Consider the following 21128-nt stretch of genomic DNA (forward strand, 5'->3'; position numbering starts at 1 on the left):
TTCAGCGGATTCCGATGGACGGATCGGTGAACTTGTCGGTGTAGATCTCTTCCGCGGTCAGTGACTGCGGTATCGCCGCACCTCCGGCGATCAGGATGGGCTTGAGTTCTTCGACGGTATGGGCGACTCGGGTCATGTCGAACGTCCCGACGGAGCCGTCCGACTCATTCGCGATCAGGCCTTTCTCTTTCAGGAGCTGGGCACTGAACGCCGCCTCACCCTCGGTGTACGGCGAGAACGACACGTCCTGCGAGACGACGTCGACAATGGCGGCATTCGCAGCATCCGGCGCGGTGATGTAGTCGGCCGTGGCCTGCTGAATGATCGGAACCAGCTTGCTCAAGCACGGCGAGAGTGTCTCGACCTTGTCGGCTCGGACGGAAACATTGGAGGCATAGATGTCGAAACCCGAATCTTTCAGCAGGTCATAAGAAACCGGCTTGTCCCATGCCGGCGTCTCCTTCTCGTACGTGTACGGTTCCGAATTCGCGAATCCTTGCTGAGCAATGGTCGGGTCACCGACAAATCGCGAGGGAGCTCCGTCGTAGCTCGTGTCGAGCTGGGACTGCTTCAGTAGTCCCTTTGCCACGAGCCACTGTGGGAAAAGCTGCTCCTTGGAAACGACGACACTCGCGTCGGACTTACCGATATCGGCAACACTCGTCCAGTCCGGATGAGACTCTTTGTCCCACACGAGGATTGCAGGACTGTATTTGAGCAGTGGAGTAACGGCCACGACGGGCTGACTTGCTGCTGCCGCAATCACCTGATCGCCGTGCACAAGTCCGAGGGTGATCGAATCGTCGACGTACATCTGGGAGCTCACGGACTGGAACCCGATTGCCGGTCCCCCGGCTCGCAAGGTCAGGTCGACTCCGGTGTCCTTCCCTCCCGCAACGAGAGTTCCACTGACCGACTTGTCATCGGTGTCGACCGAGTACCCGGGACCCAGCATCTCGAACAGTGCTCCCATGTCCGACTGTGGCTGCCATTGAAGTTGAACCACAACGTTTTCCGGACAGAGCCCCGCCAGGTTCTGAGCCTCGGCGGCGGGTTCGAGCGATTCGGCCGTGGCCGTTTCGGCTTCGCTGGAGCTGCAAGCAGTCAATCCGATGGCCGCACACATCGCCAGTGCCACGCCGGCCACTCCCACACTCTTGCGATTGGAATACACCTTGCGATTCGAATACACAGCGTCTCCTTCGTGAAAACAATTGGGATGGGGGCGAACCAAGAAGGGTGATCCGATGAGCACACTCTGCAGCACTTGGATTACATGCAATCGCCTGGTTGTTTCCATCAGGTAACGCGGGCCACGATCCTATCCTTACCTGCAATGTCACCTCACATTTACATTCAGCAATCTCGACGACATACATGCAATCCAAGATATGCCGTAGATCTTGAAGAACTTTTGCATGCATTATTGAACCGGAGGCTCAGATGGAACTCGCGAACACGATGCAGGATGTCGACGCTCGCAAACTCACCGCGCCGATGCAGATGGTCTTTTCCGACGTCGTCAAGAAGTTCGACACCGGCACAGTTGCACTGGACGGCATCGATCTGGACGTGGAGCGGGGAGAATTTGTCGCCGTGGTCGGACCCTCCGGCTGTGGCAAGTCGACCTTGTTGCGCATGGCGGCCGGCCTCGAACGACCGACGAGCGGTGCGGTTGCCCTCGACACCGAATCAGTAGGCTTCATCTTCCAGGAGCCGACCCTTCTCCCCTGGCGAAATGTGCAGGCCAACGTCGAATTATCGGCCGAACTCGGTGGCGGCGACAAAGCAGCGCGAAAGTTGCGCGCCGACGAGGCAATCCGCGCGGTGGGCCTTGGTGACTTTGCCCAGCAACTGCCCAATGCGTTGTCCGGCGGAATGAAGATGCGCGTGTCGTTGGCTCGCGCCCTCACGCTCGCACCCGCTGTGATGCTCCTCGACGAACCTTTCGGCGCACTCGACGAGATGACCCGCCTGGAGATGCAGGTGGAGCTTCAAAGGTTGTATACCGACAAAGGATTCACCTCGATGTTCATCACGCACTCGGTATCCGAGGCCGTGTACCTCGCAAGCAAGGTGGTTGTCATGACCGCCAGGCCCGGACGAATACATTCAGTCGTCGACATCGATTTCCCTTACCCACGTAGCCCGGAACTGCGCTACGACGCCCGCTACACCGAATACGTCGCCGATATCTCGGCCAGTTTGCACGGGAGCCTACGATGACCGAAGTTCTTGCAGTTGGGCGAGGCAACACCACACGCACGACCGCGGTTCGCTCCGATTCTGCGACCACCACACAAGCAGAGGCACAGACCGGACGGAACTCGCGAATGAGAGCGCTCGGTGCCCTCGTCCTCTATCCGCTGCTCTCCCTTGCCGGCGCGGTCGCGGCCTGGTCGATCGTCAGCTATCTCGTCCTCTCCCCCGAACGTCGGTTTCTCCTCCCGCCACCGAGTCAGGTGCTGACCAAGTCGCTGCTCGACTGGAAACATCTCTCTCCCATGCTCGAAGCCCTCGCCGTGACGGCTCAGGTTGCGCTGGTCGGCTTCGTCGTCGCTGTGGCAGTCGGCGTCGGAACCGGCGTGTTGATGAGCCAAGCCAAGTGGATCGAGCGGATCGTCTATCCGTACGCCGTTGTGCTGCAAGTCATTCCCATCCTCGCCATCGTGCCCCTCATCGGCCTCTGGTTCGGCTACGGCATGACCGCTCGTACTCTGGTGTGTGTTCTCATCGCAGCCTTCCCGATCATCACCAACACACACTTCGGATTACAGTCGGTCGATCGCGGATTGCACGAACTCTTCACCCTCGGACGAGCATCGCGGTGGGATCGACTGGTGAAACTCGAACTGCGAGCGGCAATGCCGGCCATTCTCGCCGGTATCCGTACCGCATCCGGCCTTGTTGTCGTCGGCGCCATCATCGGCGACATGTTCTTCGCCAAAGGACAACCCGGGATCGGAACTCTGCTCGACGTCTACCGAAGCCGCCTCCAGTCCGAGGACTTGATCGCGGCGATCGTGATCGCGTCGGTGTTCGGCGTCCTCGTCTTCTCTGCCTTTGGATTCCTCTCACGTGTGCTCGTCGGTAAGTGGCACACGTCCGGCCGCAAGGACTTTAAATGACCTTCGAACTTCCCGCCTCCGGATTTCCCGCCTTCGAAATCCCCACCATCGACATCAGCCCGTATCGTCGCGGCGAGCCAACTCTTGCGAACGCCACCAACAGCACTGCCTGTGCTGAGGTCGCAGCTCAACTCGATCGCGCGTGCCGGGACGTCGGCTTCATACAGATTGTCGGGCACGATATTCCACGATCAGCGACCGACGGACTGGCCGACGCTCTCGACGAGTTCTTTGCGCTCCCACTTGCGGTGAAGAACGACTATCGCCGCCCCTCGTCCGAGAACCGTGGTTACTCACCACCGAAGTCGGAATCACTCAGTATGAGCCTGGGCGTCGCGTCTGCGAACCAGATGAACGACTTCTACGAAGCGATAGTCGTCGGTACAGAGGTGAGCGACTATCCGGGCGTCGACCTACCCCAGTCCAGCTACGCCGACAACACCTGGCCCGACGCTGCGCCCGGCTTCCGACCGGCAATCGAAGAGTATTTCCGCCAGACACAGAGTTTGGCACGAATCCTGATGTGCGCCTTCACCGACGCCCTCGGATTGCAGCCCGGATACTTCGATTCGATGCTCGACCACTCGATCGACGCGATGAAGATGAACAACTACGCACTGCCCGAGGGCGAGATCCGGATCTCCGGCGACATGACGGGAATGGGCGCTCACACCGACTTCGGAATCTTGACCATCCTGTGGGCAGATCAGGTTCCGGGCCTACAAGTTCTGAGTACCGACGGCGTGTGGCACGACGTCCAACCTGCCGACGGCGCACTCTTGATCAACCTCGGAGACGCGATGGCGCGCTGGACGAACGACCGATGGCGCTCGACAGTGCACAGAGTCGACCCGCCGATCGTCGACGGCCAGATCATCCGACGACGCTCTGCCGCATTCTTTTTCGACGGAAACTACGACGCCGTCATAGAAGCACTCCCAGGAACTCTCGCACCGGGCGAAGTGGGATACCCGCCGATCACGATCGCTGAGAACATCGCGGCCAAGGTGGCCGGACTGAAAGGCACGACGGCGCCCGAGGTCGACCGTCGCAGCGCTGACCGGGTGCGCGCCGCCGGGTGACGGTGCCGGGTAGCGCTCCCGGGTACCGTCGATATCGTGCAGGATCGAAGTGAGGACAAGATGACCACCACCGAACGAGCTTTGCTCACCGAGTCCGTGCACGAGACACTTCGCGAACTGATCTTTTCGGGAGAGCTGGCGCCGGGGACACCACTGAGTGTTCCCGCGCTGGCAAGCAAACTCAATGTCAGTCGCACGCCGGTCCGCGAGGCCGTGCAGCAGTTGATCTACGAGGGCATCGCCGTCCACACCCGAAATGCGGGTGCAAAAGTCGATTCGCTGGACGCGGAGTCGCTGCGCGCTGTTTTCGAGGTGCGTGAGGTACTCGACGGTCTCGCAGCGTTCAACGCTACGGCGAATGCCACTCACGAAACCGTGTCGCAGCTCAGCAAGATGGTGCAGGTGCAACGCGAACTTCTCGAGAGCCCGCCGGATCAGCGTCGGGATTCGAAGCTGGACCTCGAGTTCCACACGTTGATTCGTGAGACGGCATGCAATCACCCACTCAGTGAAGCCCTGCACCGCCTGGATGGGCAATCACATCTCTACCGTTCGGACATGTGGAGCCTCGAGCTCAATCGCCGGATCGCTGTCACCGAGCACGCTCGTATAGTCGCGGCCATCGAATCGGGTGACGCCTTGGGAGCGAGAACAGCCGCGAGCGCGCACGTAGCCGGGCTACTCGTCCGAACGACCCGAGTCTGATGCCGAGACCCTGAAACGCGGACCTGAATCACGAACCTGAATCACGGACCTGAATCACGAACCCCGAAGCGCTACCGGAAGGACGGGAACAAGGTGTCCGGCCACGTGATGTCGCCGTCGTTCTCGTCCACGAAAGTGCCGACACAGTCGCGCTCCAACGCGCTGATCGTTCCCGAGATCACCTCGGGGTGCTCGAGCTCGGTCAGGTGGTCTGCTCCGGTTCCGGAACCGGGAACGCCATCGACGTACACCCGGCACTGACCCCCGTCCAGCCGACCGTCCGCCCACTCGCCCGAGCTCTGCACCACCGAATAGTAGGCAGGACCAGGAGTGTCCTCTCCGGCATTGAGCTTGGTGAGAACTTCGGAGAACATGCAGGTGTCGTAGCCGTCGGCGGGGCCCTGCACGCAGCCACCGGGGCTGCCGTACTGCGGAGCGCCAATAGCGACGTATGAATCCACGATGTCCGAGCCACCGAAGAATTTCGCGTAATACCGGGCGCTCAGTCCGCCCGCACTGTGCGCGACTACGCCCACGTATGCGGCGTCAGCAGCGTAGGTGCGAATCGACTCGGCGATCAGTTCGGCATCTGCGGCGATCGTTTTGCCGGGTGCATCGACGAAATGCGTCTCGTAGCCCGCATCCTGCAGTGCCTCGTCGAGGGCGCGGTAAGGCGCCTGATGGGCTTCACCTGAGCTGTAGAGCTGCTGGCCCGGAACGATGAAGACCACGCGCTTCCCCGTCTCGACCCATCCACCGGCTGCAGCATTGCTCGCAGAGAGCACCGACGCCGCAATCGCCAGAAAAGCGGTGACGACCGATAACAGGGGCACCTTCGAGAATCGCACGTCGCAACCCTACGACGGACACACGCAAAAAAGGACCGCCGCACTGGAATCCAGTACGGCGGTCCTTTTCTAGTAGCGGGGACAGGATTTGAACCTGCGACCTCTGGGTTATGAGCCCAGCGAGCTACCGAGCTGCTCCACCCCGCGATGCATGGACAAAGTTACACGAGCAGATGAACGGAACGCAAATCGCCTGCGCTGGAGTGAAATACACGCCTGAAAGTCGCAAATCCGAGTGACTGGCTTCACAAAATGCCCGTGAGCATCAACACATAACAGGCATGTAACGAACGTACCTCGAAACCGCATCGGAAAGGCTCTACCAGCATAAACGCCGAAGTTCGCCGGCGAGAGCAGACCAGAAGGTCCGGAAATTTGCGAATCGACCCTCGTTCAGCGCTCCCGTACGGTCGGTCCCGGCCCGAATCAACCGGGCGAACGCCGACCCGCCGCTGCTCGACTCTGCCCCGCGGGATCGGAACCCCCGAAACCTTCGAGGGGCAGAGACACGGAGAGACAAGCGCCCGGGGAAGCCAGCACCACCGCCGACCCGCAGGCCCGCCGATGTCAGCAAGCGCGGAGAGGATTTACCCCGACATGACGTACACCAGCATCAGCAAGCGTGCACTCGGCACATTGGCAGTAGCCGGCGCACTTGTCGCAGTGCCCCTCACCATCAGCACCGGCACCGCTTCCGCAGCCACCCACAACTGGGACGGCGTCGCACAGTGCGAGAGCGGTGGCGACTGGAACATCAACACCGGCAACGGCTACTACGGCGGCCTGCAGTTCTCGCAGAGCACCTGGACCGCCAACGGCGGCAGCGGCTCGCCCGCCAACGCTTCCAAGGAAGAGCAGATCCGCGTCGCCGAGAACACCCTGCAGAGCCAGGGCCCCGGCGCATGGCCCGTCTGCGGCCAGCGTCTGACCGTCGCGAGCGAGCCCGCAGTCGAAGAAGCTCCCGCAGCAGCACCGGCACCCGTCGCTGAGGCACCCGCAGTTGCACCCGCCCTCGAGATCCCGGCCGAGCTCAAGCCCGCCGCACAGCAGGCCTACGACACCGCTCGTGACCTCGCCGGCCAGTACGGCTTCGCAGCACAGTTCCAGCAGCTCTCCGATGCCAACGCACCGATCGTTGCAGCACTGCGCTGATTCAGCTCGCACAGTTTCACCTGAGCACACAAGAAGGCCCACCATCCGAAACGGATGGTGGGCCTTCTGCTGTTCACGAACTGACGCTGCTTACCTCGGCAGCGCCTGGTACGCGTCAACAGCCTTCTGCAGGCGGTCGAGCGCAGCACCGTAGCTGGTGAAGTCACCGCTCTGTTGCGCTGACTTCAATGCCGCCATTGCCGAATTGACCTCGGCGAGTGCCTTCGTGACGTCGTCCGAAGAAGCCGGCGGGGCCGGTGCCGTCGGAGTTGTCGGCGTTTCCGGTTGCGCTCCGGTATCCGGATCGGGTGCCGGCTGGGTGACCGTCGCTGCCGAACCCGCGCCCGGCCAAATCTGACTGATCGCCTCGGAGACGGTCGGTGCATAACCGATCCGAATGCCGTTGGTGTCGCTGAAGCTCACCAGCACACGCGCCAGCTGAGGGAACGCGTTCTGCGAGTTTCGCTGCGAATACAAGGGCTCGACGTAGAGGATTCCGCCCTCGGCAATCGGCAGAGTCAGCAGGTTTCCGTACTGAATCTTGTTCGACTGCTTGAGCAGTGACACTTCCGAAGCAACACGCGAATCCGACGTCATCGCAGACTGCGCCTGCTGTGGACCCTGAGTCTGCGTATCGGTTGGCAACTGCAGCACCGTGAACTTGCCGTAGTTCTCCTTGTCGTTCGCCACCGAAATGTAGGCCGACAGCAACTCACGACTGAACCCGACCATCGGACTGGTCAGACGGAAATCCGCTTTCGCGGTGTCCTTGTCGCCCACCAGCACGTAGTACGGCGGCTGGTTGGCGGTCGTGTCGATCGTCGGATCGCTCGGAACCGACCAGAACGCGTTGTTGGTGAAGAACTCACTCGGATCGTCGACGTGATACTTCGCCAGCATCTCGCGCTGGACCTTGAACATGTCTTCCGGGTACCGGAAGTGCGCCTGCAGGTCGTCCGAAATTTCGCTCTTCGGCTTGACCGTGTCCGGGAAGACCCCCATCCACGCCTTCAGAACCGGATCCTGCTCGTCGACCTGGTACAGCGTGACGGTGCCGTCGTAGGCATCGACCGTGGCCTTCACGGAGTTGCGGATGTAGGAGAACTCCTGGCGCGGAATGAGGCGCCCGGTCGTCTGGTCGATACTGTCCTCGACCAAGCCGTCGAGCGAACTGCGCTGCGCGTACGGGTAGTCCTGGGCAGTGGTGTAGCCGTCGATGATCCACTGCATCTTGCCGTCGACCACTGCGGGGTAAGCAGCGCCGTCAGTCGTCAGCCAAGGCGCGACCTCCTCGACCCTTTCCTTCGGATCACGCTTGAAGATGATCTTGGAGTTCGAGCCGATTGCACTCGAGAACAGGATGTTGCGCTCGGTGTACTTCGCCGCGAATGCAAGACGGTTGAACCAGTTGCCGATCGAAACGCCACCCGAGCCTGTGTAGGTGTACTTCGAGGTGTCGGTGTCGTACTCCCGCGGTCCCTCACCGTCGACGGAACCGACGATCGAGTAATCGGCGTCCGACTGACTGATCACCTCGCCGTAGTACGAACGAGGATTGTCCACCTTGAGGTTCTCGTTCTCGGGTGTGGTCGTCAGGTCGCTCACCGAGTAGATCGGGTAACCACCGGTGTTGTTCTGACTGTCGCCCTGCACGGCCGTGACTTCGTTTGCCTGGGCCGCGACGAAGCCGTTGCCATGCGTGTAGACCGTGTGCTTGTTGATCCAGTCCGTCTGGTTGCCGGAAAGGTTGTTCGGCGACAGCTCACGCGCGGCGACAACGAAGTCGCGCAACTGTCCGTCTTGTTCGTAACGGTCGACGTTGAGCGTCTGCGGGAACCCGTAGAAGTTCTTGAGCTGACGCTGAGCGGTGAACGTCGGCGACAGGATCGTCGGATCCAACAATCGCGTGTTCGCGATCGTGGTCCGGTCGGCCGGAACATCCTGGGGCTGCTTGGTGCCGATGCCCGGATAGTCGACGTAGTCGACGTTCTCTTCGGTGATCCCGTACGCCTGACGGGTCGCTTCGATGTTCCGCTCGATGTACGTGCTCTCCTTCTGCGCCGCATTGGGCTTGACGGAGAACTGCTCGACGATCATCGGGTAGACCGCACCGACGAGCACCGACGAGAGAACCAGGAGAGCGACTGCCATGGCCGGTATCCGAAGATCCCGCGTGAAGATCGACGCGAAGAACGCCAAGGCGCAGATGACTGCGATGGACAACAGAATGAGCTTCGCCGGCAGCACCGCATTGATGTCGGTGAAGCCCGGACCGGTGAACGTCGGTTCCTTACGACTGCTCGACATCAACGAGTAACGATCGAACCAGTACGCAACCGCCTTGAGGAGCACGAAGGTTCCGGCGATAACAGCGAGTTGAATACGAGCGGCAGTGGTGAATGTCCCAGCGCGCCCGGCCAATTTGATACCACCGAAAACGTAGTGGGTGATCAGATTTGCCACGAATGCCAGCAGGATCGAGACGAACAACCAGTTCAGAACGAAACGGTAGAACGGCAGATCGAAGGTGTAGAAGCCGACGTCCAGATTGAACTGGGGATCGGTGATGCCGAACTGCTGACCGTTGAGGAACAACTGGATGGTGACCCAGTTGGCCTGCGCGATGAGACCGGACAGGATGCCGATCGCTACCGGAATGATCACGCCGAACAGACGAAGTCGCGACATGACGGTGGTGCGGTAGCGCGCGATCGGATCATTGGGTCCGGAGACCGGGACGAACACCGGACGTGCACGGTACGCGAGAAGCATCGCGAGCCACACGATGGCTCCGACGACAATTCCGACAACGAGGAAGAGAACGAATCGCGTCAGCAGAACCTTGGTGAACACACCACGGAAGCCGACTTCGCCGAACCACAACCAGTCCGTGTACATGCCGATCAGTCGCGGCCCCACGAGCAGCAAGGCCGCCACAACGACAGCCACCACCAACAAGATTCGACTGCGTCTGGACAGAGAGGGTAAACCTGCGGGGGGCCGCATGCCCACGTGCCACGCTCCAAGATTTGGCGACGCCGTGGCGTCGCAACCGATTGCATCGATCACTGCGGCCACGCCCGAGTGGACTTGGCCGTTTCCGACCACTCTACGTAACAACGGTCACGGGTTGACAACACGGAGAGCGGGAAGCCAGGCAGAAGGTGCGAGGATGAACGTGTGAGTGAAGAGAATATGAGCAGATCACCGAGTGCCCTCGCCCGGTGCGTTCATGAAGTAGTCGACCACATCGACGCCGAAGGCTGGGATCAACCGCCGAAGCTGTACGCGTTGGTACCCACCGAAATGCTCGCCGCAGCCGAACCCGGACTGCTGGACCAACTCGCCGAGGGTGCCGAATACACACCGATCGAGCAGGAATCGCTCCCCGAGGACATCATCGGCGGTTCACGGGCACTCGACGAGTTCCTGGCAACGACGCATTGGCCCGAGTCTGTGCAGGGTTGCATCCTGGTGCAGGAAATCGTCGTCCTACCGCCCGAGGCGGAATCGGATCTCGACCACGCCACAGCGCCGGTGTTGACCGATCAGCACGCGGCGGACGAGGTCGCTCGACTGACTGCCAACGCGCATCCCGATCGACGCGAAGCTCGACTGTTCGTCGGCGTGCTGCGTGACGGTCCTTCGCTGTCGCTGTTGCAGATGCGTCCCGACGAAGATGCGGATCCGTACGGCGACCTGGAACTGCTCACCTACGACGGTCTCGCACCTCACCTCGTGCACGCGCTGTACGCGACGCTCGACGAGGTCGAAGAAGACTGACAGAGACTGCTTTCAGCAGCGGGGTGCGTCGCCGCCGGTGTTGAGGCTCTCGAGTGAGTCCACTGCGCCGGGCAGGTTGTCGACCTTGACGAGTCGAAGCCCGTCCGGCGCATTCTGTTTCGCCTCGTCACAATTCTGGGCCGGCACGAGGAACGTCTCCGCACCTGCTTCGGACGCGGCGATCAACTTGTACCTGATACCGCCGATCGGACCCACTTCACCGGCGGAGTCGATGGTGCCCGTTCCGGCCACGAACTTTCCGCCGTTGAGCTCCCCCGGTGTCAGTTTGTCCACCAAGGCCAGCGTGAACATCAGTCCGGCAGAAGGACCACCGATGTCGGCGAGGTTGAACTGCACGGTGAAGGGGACGTCCGGGACCTCGTTCGGCGTGACGCCGAGGTAACCCGATTCGGGCTTGTTGGGCCGCGCCCCGACGGTGACCGGCACAACGGTCTCCACGCCCGCGCGAATGACGGTGACGTTGATCGCAGTGCCGGGAGCAATCGCCCCGACCGTGTCCTGAACGCCGCTGATCGTGGTCACCGGAGTGTCACCGATCTTGACCAGGACATCACCTTCTTGCAGCGCACCCGCAGCGGGACCGTCGGGGGTCACCTTCGAAACAGTCAGTGCCACCGGCTTGCCGAGAAAGTGGAGTGCGGCCAATTCGGCGCTGTCCTCGGACTGCTGGAAGTCGGCGGTGTTGGCCTGCTGGATCTCTTCTTTCGACTTCTCGGGCGGATAGATCTCCGAGCGCGGGACGAGTCCGTTGCTGCCACTCGCCCACAGTCCGAATGCTTCGAAGATGTTGAGGCCGTCGCGAACAGACACCGTTGTCATGTTGAGGTTGCCGTCGGTGGGATCGACCTCGGCCCCCTGGATGTCGACAACGGGCTTACCGTCGACGTCGCCGAGCGTGTTGAAGGTGGGGCCCGGACCGAGCGCGACATAAGGAACAGTGACCATTGTTCCGACGACTCCCAACACGACGATGGGTGCGAGTGCGGCCAAGAGCGTCACTATCCGTCGATTCACCTGATCCAGAGTAAAGCGCGAAGGCGCCGGAGCACCGATCGCACCGCCTGAGCGCCGTGCGTGTTCGCCGTCAGCGTGACTCGGAGGGCGACTCCGACCGCTCGAGCCTTGTACCGTTGAGGTATGAGCAATATGCCGTTCGGCTTCTCCAACTCCGACGACGATCCCGATCGCGACAAGAACGCGGCGGGTGGCAATCCGTTCGGGGGTGGTGACATGCCGTTCGGGTTCGGCGCGGGCGGTGAGGGATTCGATCCGGCTCAACTCGGCCAGATGCTCACCCAGTTCGGTCAGATGCTGAGCGGAATGGGCTCGTCGATGGGCCAGGGCGGTACGTCCGGCCCGGTGAACTACGACATCGCCAAGAAGCTGGCACGCCAACAGATCGGGTCGGTCACACCGATCACCGAAGGCAATGTCAAGGCGATCGCCGACGCAGCGCACCTGGCAGAGATGTGGCTGGACGCCGCGACAACGCTCCCCGCCGGAGCGAACCGCACCCTCGCCTGGACTCCGAACGACTGGCTCGACAACACGATCGACACGTGGAAGCGACTCTGTGATCCGGTAGCCGAGAAGGTAGCTGGCATGTGGGTCCAGGGACTTCCTGCCGAAGCGCAGCAGATGGCGGGCCCGATGCTGGGCATGCTCGGCCAGATGGGCGGACTCGCGTTCGGCTCGCAATTGGGCCAGGCACTGGGCCAACTGTCCACCGAGGTGCTCTCCTCCACGGACATCGGCTTGCCCCTCGGACCCGAAGGCACTGCGGCCCTTCTCCCCGCTGCGGTTCAGGCTTTCAGTGAGGGTCTCGAACAGCCGCATCAGGAAGTTCTCGTGTTCCTCGCCGCGCGGGAAGCAGCTCATCAGCGCCTCTACAGTCACGTTCCGTGGCTGCGCCAGCGCGTCCTCGCGACAGTCGAGGAGTACGCCCGCGGGATCACGATGGACTTCTCGGCGATGGAAGAATTCGCCAAGGACCTCGACCCGTCTGCTCTCACCGATCCGAGCAAGCTCGAAGCGCTGATGCAGCAGGGCACGTTCGAGCCGCAGAACACACCGGAGCAGAAGGCCGCTCTCGAGCGTCTCGAGACACTGCTTGCGCTGGTCGAGGGTTGGGTGGAGACGGTCGTCACCGCCGCACTCGGCGAGCGACTGCCCGGTGTCGCCGCGATGAGCGAGACGTTGCGGCGTCGCCGTGCCACCGGTGGACCGGCCGAACAGACCTTTGCGACGCTCGTCGGACTGGAACTTCGTCCTCGTAAGGTCCGTGAAGCGGCCGGATTATGGCAGAAGCTCACTGCGGAAGCCGGTATGGATACTCGTGACGGCGTCTGGTCACATCCCGACCTCATGCCCGATTCGAGCGATCTCGACGCACCGGACGGATTTGTCGCCCGTGTCCTCGGCGGCGGCGAAGCCGGCAATTTCGACGACCCGATCGCCCAGCTCGAAGCCGTCGAGGCAAAAGAGCGTGCGGCTGAGGCAGCGATGGACAAGACCCGCGAGGACGACGAAGAGAAGTAATTCCTTCTCGACACATTTTCGCAGTTCAGCCAAGTTGACGGCCTGTGGATAACTGCCGCTGAAGCGGGCTCGCCGGCCGCGCGTCATGCCAGCATCGAGCGATGACCGGTGACACGCAGAACAGCGCGATACACAACAGCACGACACAGAACACACAGCGATCCGTGGGACCCCGATGGGATCCACGGATCGCTGTTCTGTCACGCCCGGACGGTCGGCTGCAGCTGGGATGGACACCCGGACGCGCCGTCCTGCTGACGCTGCCTGTCGGGGTCGATGCGCGGGCGGTGAAGTCGATCCTTCGCACGATGGACGGCTCGAGATCCCGCGCCACCATCCTCTGGGAAGCGTCGAAGCGCGGGATTTCGACGTCGGTGACGGAGGAGTTACTCGAGCAACTCGCCGATTCCGGGTTCGTCCACACTGCCGGCACAAGCGCCGCGTCCGTCCGGATCCACGGCGTCGGCCCCCTCTCGGACGCCGTCGAGCGCGCCCTCGTCACCGGCGGGATCAGCACGCGACGCTCGCGTGGGTATCGCAACACCGACGTCGTGCGCACGTGGAACGAACAACTGGTGGTCTTGGCCGACGACGTCGTCACAGATCCTCGCTTGGTCAGCGATCTCGTTCGATGCGGACTCCCCCACCTTTGCGTCCGCATCCGGGACGGCAACGGTGTGGTCGGCCCTCTAGTCCTGCCGGGTCAGTCGAGTTGCCTGCGGTGCGCCGACATCATCCGATCCGAACTCGACCCTCATTGGCTTCACCTGTCCGCGCAGCTACTCGGCAGCGCGGGCCACGCGGAATCGGCGATGATCCACGCAAGCGTCGCGCTGGCCCTGGCCGAGATCGACGCGGCTCTCGGTGTGGTGGACCGGCGCGGTGCAACATCCGCAGCCAGTCTGTCCTCGACGCTCGAGATCGCGCTCCGTCCGTATCGAATCACAACGAGGCGCTGGCCTCGGCAAATATCCTGCAGTTGCCAATACCTGGCACCTGTTTCGGGCAAAGGGCGCCCCAGTCAGACATGATGGTGTGGTGTCCGAGATCCCACGCAAGAGTTCTGCCCGTACTGCCAAACTCGCGAGCATCCCCCTGGGGATGGCCGGTCGCGCCGCCATGGGCTTCGGACGCAAGCTCGCCGGCGGCGACAAAGGAGAGATCGACGCACAGTTGAGCGCGAAGGCTGCCGAGCAATTGTTCGCGGTGCTGGGTGAGCTCAAGGGTGGCGCGATGAAGCTGGGGCAAGCGCTCAGCGTCATGGAGGCGGCTATTCCGGAGGAATTCGCGGAACCGTACCGCGAGTCGCTGAACAAGCTCCAGGCCGCTGCCCCGCCGCTGCCGACCAAGCAAGTACACAAGATGCTCGACCAGCAACTCGGAACCAAGTGGCGCGACCGATTCCAGTCGTTCGACGACGAACCGACCGCGTCGGCAAGCATCGGGCAGGTTCACCGAGCCGTCTGGGCGGACGGCCGTGACGTAGCCGTGAAAGTTCAGTACCCCGGCGCCGACGAAGCTCTTCGCGCCGATCTCAAGACCTTGGGCAGATTTGCCGGCCTGTTCGGTTCGGTCATGCCCGGTGTCGACGTGCGACCCGTGATCGAGGAGTTCACCGCCCGCACGGAGGAAGAACTCGACTATCGGATCGAGGCGAACAATCAGCGAGCATTCGCGAAAGAATTCGACGGGGATCCGCAGTTCGTGATCCCGCACGTCGTTGCGAGCGCGCCGAAAGTAGTCGTGACCGAGTGGATGACGGCAACCCCGTTGACCAGAATCATCGAGAGTGGAACGCCGGATCAGCGCAATGCTGCCGGTGCGCTACTCGCCGAGTTCCACTTCGCGTCTCCGGCACGCGTCGGCTTGCTCCACTGTGATCCGCACCCCGGCAACTTCATGCTTCTCGAGGACGGCCGACTCGGCGTCATCGACTTCGGTGCTGCAGCGCCGTTCCCGAACGGACTGCCACGGGTTCTCGGGACGATGGTGCGCTTGGCGGTCGAGGAACAATTCGACGAGTTGACGGAGTTGTTGCGCGCCAACGGTTTCGTGATCCCCGGGCGCACGGTGACCGACAAGGAGATCGCAGATTACCTGCGCCCGTTCACCGACCCGATCCAGACCGAGTCATTTCACTTCACTCGGTCATGGCTGCAAAAGGCCGCCGGAACCGCCACTGACTTCAACAGTGCGCAATTCCGAACGGCCCGTGCACTCAACCTTCCGGCCGAGTATTTGATGATCTTTCGTGTTCTTCTCGGTTCGGTCGGCATATGCGCCCAGTTGGACGCATATGCCCCGTACATGGAAATCCTGACTCGTTGGTTGCCAGGGTTCGCGGAGCCGGTTCTGGATGACACCGGCTCCGCCGAATAGGACACCGGCTCCGCCGAATAGAGCTCTCACGCGCACACGAGTTGCTTGCGTGGGCGCCCCCTCGGCCTCTTGCGCGCTATGACGGCCCCCTGATCGAGGATCTCGCCTCCCCACACCCCCCAGGGCTCGGCGCGGTCGAGAGCCGCACTGAGACAACGGGAACGGATGGGGCACTGCGCGCACAGTGCCTTGGCCTGCTCGAGTTCGGCCGGAGCTTCGGCGAACCAGAGATCGGGGTTGGATGCCCGGCACGGCAGGTCGCGGCGGGTGGAGGCGACCTCGATGAATGTCACTGCAGCCGAAGTGACGTCGGTGGATGTTGCTGCAGTGGTGGAGTTTTCGGATTCCACGCGGATTGTCTGGGCAGACAACTCGGTCTCCTAGTGCTCGGATGCGAAACTGTGTCGCACGATATGGGTTCGATGGGTGCGAACCTGAGCCGAGTCGGAAACCAGATCAAGAGGGGTATCCAACACAAAGGCCACGGTCCGCAGGGGCTGCGGGTCCGTGGCCGTAAGTGAACGGATGTGTCCTACCGAGAAATACCTCGATGGCTTAAGAACACGGACTCGACAGCTGCTTTCTTTGCTGCTGCTTGAGGGCGCAGGCGGAACGCATGCTGCGCCCATCCCGCTGCACGCGGCAGCATGGGGGCGGCAACAGCGAACTTTGCGCTTGCGCACGCTTCGTAAGAGATCAAGTTCGTCATTTATTTGCCACCTCCATTTCGTGTCGGTCCGGATAGTTTCTGCGCACAGGTTGCCCCGTAACACTGAAAACCAGAGTAGAGAATCTCTCGAATCTGCACAACCTATTTTTGACCTGCGGTTATGTAACTCACGGTTGTCGATTCAGATGTGTTGTCAGATATCGAGTGTTGCCGCTCGCAGTTCACCGCGAATGACAGCAAGTACGTCTTCGCCGAAATTGTCGAGTTTCTTCGGCCCGATTCCGGGAATCGAGACCAGTCCACGATTGTCTTGTGGTCGTTGTTCGGCAATAGCCATCAGTGTGTTGTCACTGAAGACGACATAGGCCGGAACTTTGAGTTCACGGGATTTGTCCAGACGCCAGGCCTTGAGATGTTCGAGCAATTCCAGGTCGACATTGGACGGGCACTTCTCGCAGCGTCCGAGCATTGTCGCCGACGTTCCGATCAGCGGTTTACCGCACACGCGGCAGCGCGGACGCTTCTTGTTCCCCGATGACGGCGCGGCGACCCGCGAGGCCGGCGAGTCCTCCGGGATGAGTCCGTTGAGGAATCTCGACCGGCGACGGGACTTGCGTCCGCCCTCGTTGCGGGCCAGCGCCCACGACAGCTGCAGATGCTCACGAGCGCGGGTCACCCCCACGTAGAGAAGCCGACGCTCCTCCTCCACCGCTACGTCGTCGGCACCCGAATTGGCGTCGCCGAGAACGTGTTGGATCGGCAGGGTGCCGTCGTTGAGGCCGACCAGGAACACCGCATCCCATTCGAGTCCCTTGGCCGCGTGGAGCGAAGCCAACGTCACGCCCTGCACGGTCGGTGGGTGCCGCGCCTCGGCTCGGGCCGTGAGCTCCTGCAGGAGCCCGGTGAGCGTGAGTTCGGGTTCGTGGACGAGTTGTTCTTCGGTCAGCGCCACGAGAGCCGAGAGCGACGCCCAGCGTTCGCGTGCCTGAGTACCCGAAGGCTCCTCGTTGGTCAGGCCGAGCGGAGCGAGTACGGCGCGAACGAGTGAGACCAGCGCTTCGCCATTGTCTGCACCTTCGGGGAGGTCGTCGCGTCCGGCAGCCTGGCGCAGCGCCGCCACTGCCTGACGGACCTCGGTGCGAGTGAAGAAGCCCTCTCCACCGCGCACCTGGAACGGGATGCCGAGCTTGGTGAGCGCCTGCTCGTGCGCCTCGGACTGGGCATTGATCCGGTACAGAACAGCGATCTCGGCGGCGGGGGTGCCTGCCGCGATCAGCCGTTTGATCGCCCGCGCAACGCCGAGCGCCTCGGCCGGCTCGTCGTCGAACTCCATAAACTCCGGCTCGGGCCCCGGTGCGCGCTGCCCGATCAGCTGCAGACGCGTCCCGGCGATCCGCCCGCGCGCCGCACCGATCACGCGGTTCGCCAACGACACGACCTCAGGTGTGGAGCGGTAGTCGCGTTCGAGCCGGACGACAGTCGCCTCGGGGAATTTGCGGGAGAAGTCCAACAGGTAGTTCGGGGTGGCTCCGGTGAAGGAGTAGATGGTCTGATTCGCATCGCCCACCACGGTCAGGTCGTCGCGGTCCCCCAGCCAGGCGTCGAGCACTCGCTGCTGAAGTGGGGTGACGTCCTGATACTCGTCCACGACGAAGCAGCGATACCGCTCGCGGAACTCGTCGGCGACCGTCGAATGCTCTTCGAGAGCTGCCGCTGTGTGAAGTAGGAGATCGTCGAAGTCCAGGAGCATGCCGTCCTGGCCGCGCGCTTTCAGCTCTTCGTATGCCGCATAAACCTGGGCCACCTTGGTGGCGTCGACCGGTGCCTCACGGCGAATCTTGGCGATCGCTCGTGGGTAGTCCTCCGGCGCGATCAGCGAAGCCTTCGACCATTCGATTTCGCTGGCGAGGTCCCGGACGCTTTCAGTGCTGGTGGACAATCCCACCCGAGCTGCGGCGCTACTGACAACTGCGAACTTTCGGTCGAGCAGACGCCAGGGCGTGTCACCGACAACCTGCGGCCAGAAGTACTTCAGTTGCCGCAGAGCAGCGGCGTGAAAGGTTCGAGCCTGGACCTGCGGCCCACTCCCGCCGACGCCCAGTTCACGGAGACGCCCACGCATTTCCCCGGCCGCACGAGCGGTGAATGTCACGGCAAGCACCTGACCGGCCGACACATGACCGTCGGCAACCAGATGAGCGATCCGACGTGTAATGGTGCGGGTTTTGCCTGTTCCAGCGCCCGCGAGGACGCACACCGGGCCGCGTGGCGCGAGCACGGCGGCCGATTGTTCTGGATCCAGTCCGGTGTCCGCAGGCATGGGCACCATCATGGCAGGACGTTCCGACACTCCAATCGCCGCGCCCGACGGTATGTGGGCAAGAGAACACGGGCCGATACGGAACAACGCTCTCGGTCGTGGTGTTATATCGGCCGTGACTTCTACCGAAAACGCGCCTGCCCTGACCATCTACTCGACCACGTGGTGCGGCTACTGCCGCCGCCTCAAGACGCAGCTCAACGCGTCGGGGATCGAGTACACCGAGATCGACATCGAGAACGATCCGGCAGCAGCTGACTTTGTCGGCAGCGTCAACGGTGGCAATCACGTCGTTCCGACCGTGAAGTACGGCGACGGCAGCGTCGCGACCAACCCGTCGCTCAACCAGGTCAAGCAGGCTCTGGGTCTGTAGGTCTTCTCCGGCTGCTACTTGACCCAGCCCTTATTTGACCCAGCTCTCGAGCATTCCGCGAGCGATGGAGATCGATCCGGGCAGCAGCAGTGGCGCGTCCGCTTCCGAACCCCAGTCGCCGAGTTCGAGAGCGGCACGCACCTCGTCCTTGGTGAACCAGGTGCCCTCGGCGATCTCGCCGTCTGCGAACAGCAGCGGAGCGGCGGGATCGCCGATTGCGGCAAAGCCCAACATCACCGATCGCGGGAACGGCCAGGGCTGGCTGCCGAGGTATCGGACGCTGTGCACGTCGATACCGACCTCTTCCTTGATCTCGCGGACAACACATGTTTCGAGCGACTCCCCGGCCTCGACGAATCCCGCGAGAATCGAGAAACGCCGCTGCGGCCAGGTCGGCTGACGCGCGAGCAGAACTCGATCGCCGCCGTCGTGCACCAGGCAGATGACCGCCGGATCGGTTCGGGGAAACTCCTCGTGGCCCGTGGACGTGGAGATGCGAGACCAGCCGGACATGGTGGGCTCACTCGGTGCGCCGTCGATAGCGCTGAATCCGGCACTGTCGTGCCAGTTGAGAATCGCGACGGCACCGGTCAACAGGCCGGCGTCCGCGTCGTCGAGTGTTCCGCCGAGCATCCGCAATTCGGACAACGTGCCCGCCAGCAGCGACACCCGCACTGCCCACACGTGGCGATTCTCGCGAATTCCCAGGAACACCGCACCGCGCACCGGTTCGGGTCCCAACTCGGTTGCCTCGGCGAAGACCAATTGACCTTCCGGCGACACCTTGACCTGCCCCCGTGAATTCACCCGTAGAAGCAGCGCATCCGCCCACCCCGTGGTCAGTGCAGCGGCGTCCGACCGCAATTCCTCGGCGCGGCCGACGCTCGAACGTGAGAGCAGAGGTGTTTCGGTCAGCTGGAAGTCGTTCACGCTCACGACATTACTGCGCGCACGAAGCTCGGTAGCACTCAGTTCGTGACGCGGCGGATGTACAGCAGGCGATCGTTCTCCTCGACGGCGTCCACCTCGGGCGAACCGACGCGAACCAGACGACCGTCGCGAACGACTCCGAGCACGATGTCGGAGAGATGACGCGGAGAGCCACCGACCTCGTCACGCTCGACAGCACGCTCGGCGATCGCGAATCCGGCTTCCGGAGTCAGCAGGTCTTCGATCATCTCCACGACGGTCGGCGTCGTGGTCGCGATGCCGAGGAGTCGGCCGGCCGTCTCCGACGAGACGACCACCGAGTCTGCGCCGGACTGACGCAGGAGATGCGCATTGTCGGCTTCACGGATGGCTGCGGCGATCTTGGCCTTCGGCGCAATTTCCCGAGCTGTCAGCGTCACGAGCACTGCGGTGTCGTCGCGGTTGGTTGCCACGATGATCGACGACGCATTCTGCGCGCCCGCCAACCGGAGTACATCCGATTTCGTAGCCGAACCGAATACCGTCACCAACCCCTTGCTGGCAGCGGAATCCAGCACGGCCTGATCGGTGTCGACGACCACGATCTCCGACGCCGGCACACCGTCCCCGAGCATGGCTTCGATTGCCGTGCGTCCCTTGGTTCCGTATCCGACGACGACGGTGTGATTACGCACGTGCTGCCTCCAACGCTGAATTTTGAACGCCTGACGCGAACTCTCGGTCAGAGCTGAAAGTGTGGTGCCGACCAACACGATCAAGAAGAAGATTCGAAGTGGCGTGATCAACAGGACGTTGACCAGGCGCGCGGACGGCGTGAACGGGGTGATGTCGCCGTAGCCGGTGGTCGAGAGCGAAACCGTCGCATAGTAGATGCAGTCGAGCAGGGAAAGTTCGTTGTCCTGAGCGTCACGGTAGCCCGCACGATCGATGTACACGATCAACACGGCGGCGCCGAGAGCACCCAATGCGATGAGAACTCGCTTGTAGATCGCCCGAGCTGGACTGGTCTGCAGCTGGGGAATTCGCAGCACCCCGACAAGGGCGAAGTCAGGTTGATCGGTCAATGCTTCCGACCTGGTCAAACGCGCCCGGAGCTTACCGGCCATACATCGACTCTCTCACTCGAACTTACGAAATACCTACACGGACATCGGCAGGCAGCGTAACCCTCGAAGATCGACTTCGGAACTCGGGCGCCG

Annotated in this window: 18 protein-coding genes and 1 tRNA gene; 10 read left to right on the forward strand and 9 right to left on the reverse strand. The window is 62.4% G+C overall.

The genetic code is table 11. From position 1 onward, the window contains the following. Window position 1 precedes the first annotated feature (1 nt). Complete coding sequence (locus ACFT1A_RS25010; RefSeq protein ID WP_378449185.1) at window positions 2-1192, reverse strand: nitrate ABC transporter substrate-binding protein; 1191 nt, start codon at window positions 1190-1192, stop codon at window positions 2-4. A gap of 251 nt (window positions 1193-1443) precedes the next feature. Here ACFT1A_RS25010 and ACFT1A_RS25015 point away from each other — a divergent pair, with 251 nt between their 5' ends. Genes ACFT1A_RS25015 through ACFT1A_RS25030 form a run of 4 tightly spaced genes read left to right on the forward strand, consistent with a single transcriptional unit; the run spans window position 1444 to window position 4915 of the window. Further along, a complete protein-coding gene (locus ACFT1A_RS25015; protein WP_378449186.1) occupies window positions 1444-2226 on the forward strand; it encodes an ABC transporter ATP-binding protein in 783 nt (260 codons plus the stop codon). After that, entirely contained in the window at window positions 2223-3128 is a 906-nt protein-coding gene (locus ACFT1A_RS25020; protein WP_378449187.1) for an ABC transporter permease, read from the forward strand. The genes ACFT1A_RS25015 and ACFT1A_RS25020 overlap by 4 nt, the downstream gene beginning before the upstream one ends. Then, window positions 3125-4210 carry an isopenicillin N synthase family dioxygenase gene (locus tag ACFT1A_RS25025; protein ID WP_378449188.1) on the forward strand — a complete coding sequence of 362 codons (1086 nt, stop codon included), beginning with the start codon at window positions 3125-3127 and terminating at the stop codon, window positions 4208-4210. The genes ACFT1A_RS25020 and ACFT1A_RS25025 overlap by 4 nt, the downstream gene beginning before the upstream one ends. A 60-nt stretch (window positions 4211-4270) precedes the next feature. After that, window positions 4271-4915 (forward strand): GntR family transcriptional regulator, encoded by a 645-nt coding sequence (locus ACFT1A_RS25030; protein WP_283303975.1) that lies wholly within the window; start codon window positions 4271-4273, stop codon window positions 4913-4915. A 71-nt stretch (window positions 4916-4986) separates the two neighbouring features. Here ACFT1A_RS25030 and ACFT1A_RS25035 read toward each other — a convergent pair whose 3' ends face one another. After that, entirely contained in the window at window positions 4987-5763 is a 777-nt protein-coding gene (locus tag ACFT1A_RS25035) for an esterase/lipase family protein (protein ID WP_378449189.1), read from the reverse strand. Between the two features lie 73 nt (window positions 5764-5836). Next, window positions 5837-5910: transfer RNA gene (locus ACFT1A_RS25040), tRNA-Met, on the reverse strand. Window positions 5911-6360: 450 nt separating this feature from the next. Between ACFT1A_RS25040 and ACFT1A_RS25045 the strand changes: the two genes are divergently transcribed. Beyond that, window positions 6361-6915 (forward strand): transglycosylase family protein, encoded by a 555-nt coding sequence (locus ACFT1A_RS25045; RefSeq protein ID WP_347872101.1) that lies wholly within the window; start codon window positions 6361-6363, stop codon window positions 6913-6915. A 90-nt stretch (window positions 6916-7005) separates the two neighbouring features. On the opposite strand, the gene ACFT1A_RS25050 is transcribed toward ACFT1A_RS25045, so the two are convergent. Then, the gene (locus ACFT1A_RS25050) at window positions 7006-9921 is read right to left on the reverse strand and encodes a UPF0182 family protein (RefSeq protein WP_378449221.1); all 2916 of its coding nucleotides are present in this window, start codon (window positions 9919-9921) and stop codon (window positions 7006-7008) included. Between the two features lie 174 nt (window positions 9922-10095). Here ACFT1A_RS25050 and ACFT1A_RS25055 point away from each other — a divergent pair, with 174 nt between their 5' ends. Further along, window positions 10096-10698: a PPA1309 family protein gene (locus tag ACFT1A_RS25055; protein ID WP_019747831.1), complete on the forward strand. Its 603-nt coding sequence runs from the start codon at window positions 10096-10098 to the stop codon at window positions 10696-10698. A 12-nt stretch (window positions 10699-10710) separates the two neighbouring features. Here ACFT1A_RS25055 and ACFT1A_RS25060 read toward each other — a convergent pair whose 3' ends face one another. Then, the gene (locus tag ACFT1A_RS25060) at window positions 10711-11733 is read right to left on the reverse strand and encodes a PDZ domain-containing protein (protein WP_378449190.1); all 1023 of its coding nucleotides are present in this window, start codon (window positions 11731-11733) and stop codon (window positions 10711-10713) included. A 123-nt stretch (window positions 11734-11856) separates the two neighbouring features. Between ACFT1A_RS25060 and ACFT1A_RS25065 the strand changes: the two genes are divergently transcribed. From ACFT1A_RS25065 to ACFT1A_RS25075, 3 genes are all read left to right on the forward strand, one after another. Further along, window positions 11857-13257, forward strand: a complete 1401-nt coding sequence (locus ACFT1A_RS25065) for a zinc-dependent metalloprotease (RefSeq protein ID WP_378449191.1) — start codon at window positions 11857-11859, stop codon at window positions 13255-13257. A gap of 101 nt (window positions 13258-13358) precedes the next feature. Then, the gene (locus ACFT1A_RS25070) at window positions 13359-14288 is read left to right on the forward strand and encodes a hypothetical protein (RefSeq protein ID WP_378449192.1); all 930 of its coding nucleotides are present in this window, start codon (window positions 13359-13361) and stop codon (window positions 14286-14288) included. A gap of 4 nt (window positions 14289-14292) precedes the next feature. After that, the gene (locus tag ACFT1A_RS25075) at window positions 14293-15636 is read left to right on the forward strand and encodes an ABC1 kinase family protein (RefSeq protein WP_378449193.1); all 1344 of its coding nucleotides are present in this window, start codon (window positions 14293-14295) and stop codon (window positions 15634-15636) included. Window positions 15637-15662: 26 nt separating this feature from the next. Here the strand turns inward: ACFT1A_RS25075 and ACFT1A_RS25080 are convergent, their stop codons facing one another. Both ACFT1A_RS25080 and ACFT1A_RS25085 read right to left on the reverse strand, forming a co-directional pair. Beyond that, window positions 15663-15929: a WhiB family transcriptional regulator gene (locus tag ACFT1A_RS25080; protein WP_269590699.1), complete on the reverse strand. Its 267-nt coding sequence runs from the start codon at window positions 15927-15929 to the stop codon at window positions 15663-15665. A gap of 570 nt (window positions 15930-16499) precedes the next feature. Then, complete coding sequence (locus ACFT1A_RS25085; protein ID WP_003942300.1) at window positions 16500-18638, reverse strand: ATP-dependent DNA helicase UvrD2; 2139 nt, start codon at window positions 18636-18638, stop codon at window positions 16500-16502. A gap of 103 nt (window positions 18639-18741) precedes the next feature. Between ACFT1A_RS25085 and ACFT1A_RS25090 the strand changes: the two genes are divergently transcribed. Further along, window positions 18742-18999 carry a mycoredoxin gene (locus ACFT1A_RS25090; protein ID WP_003942350.1) on the forward strand — a complete coding sequence of 86 codons (258 nt, stop codon included), beginning with the start codon at window positions 18742-18744 and terminating at the stop codon, window positions 18997-18999. Between the two features lie 30 nt (window positions 19000-19029). On the opposite strand, the gene nudC is transcribed toward ACFT1A_RS25090, so the two are convergent. Continuing rightward, window positions 19030-19929, reverse strand: a complete 900-nt coding sequence (gene nudC / locus ACFT1A_RS25095) for an NAD(+) diphosphatase (protein WP_007731249.1) — start codon at window positions 19927-19929, stop codon at window positions 19030-19032. A 38-nt stretch (window positions 19930-19967) separates the two neighbouring features. Continuing rightward, complete coding sequence (locus ACFT1A_RS25100; RefSeq protein WP_378449194.1) at window positions 19968-21035, reverse strand: potassium channel family protein; 1068 nt, start codon at window positions 21033-21035, stop codon at window positions 19968-19970. Between the last annotated feature and the right edge of the window lie 93 nt (window positions 21036-21128).

The organism is Rhodococcus sp. NPDC057135 (genome assembly GCF_042670865.1).
In the GTDB taxonomy this organism is placed as follows: domain Bacteria; phylum Actinomycetota; class Actinomycetes; order Mycobacteriales; family Mycobacteriaceae; genus Rhodococcus_F.

Excerpts from the sequence above, each read along its gene's own strand:
- ACFT1A_RS25015 (WP_378449186.1), top strand. The coding sequence starts at position 1,444 with ATGGAACTCGCGAACACGATGCAGGATGTCGACGCTCGCAAACTCACC.
- ACFT1A_RS25020 (WP_378449187.1), top strand. The coding sequence starts at position 2,223 with ATGACCGAAGTTCTTGCAGTTGGGCGAGGCAACACCACACGCACGACC.
- ACFT1A_RS25025 (WP_378449188.1), top strand. The coding sequence starts at position 3,125 with ATGACCTTCGAACTTCCCGCCTCCGGATTTCCCGCCTTCGAAATCCCC.
- ACFT1A_RS25030 (WP_283303975.1), top strand. The coding sequence starts at position 4,271 with ATGACCACCACCGAACGAGCTTTGCTCACCGAGTCCGTGCACGAGACA.
- ACFT1A_RS25045 (WP_347872101.1), top strand. The coding sequence starts at position 6,361 with ATGACGTACACCAGCATCAGCAAGCGTGCACTCGGCACATTGGCAGTA.
- ACFT1A_RS25050 (WP_378449221.1), bottom strand. The coding sequence starts at position 9,921 with ATGCGGCCCCCCGCAGGTTTACCCTCTCTGTCCAGACGCAGTCGAATC.
- ACFT1A_RS25065 (WP_378449191.1), top strand. The coding sequence starts at position 11,857 with ATGAGCAATATGCCGTTCGGCTTCTCCAACTCCGACGACGATCCCGAT.
- ACFT1A_RS25070 (WP_378449192.1), top strand. The coding sequence starts at position 13,359 with ATGACCGGTGACACGCAGAACAGCGCGATACACAACAGCACGACACAG.
- ACFT1A_RS25085 (WP_003942300.1), bottom strand. The coding sequence starts at position 18,638 with ATGATGGTGCCCATGCCTGCGGACACCGGACTGGATCCAGAACAATCG.
- ACFT1A_RS25100 (WP_378449194.1), bottom strand. The coding sequence starts at position 21,035 with ATGGCCGGTAAGCTCCGGGCGCGTTTGACCAGGTCGGAAGCATTGACC.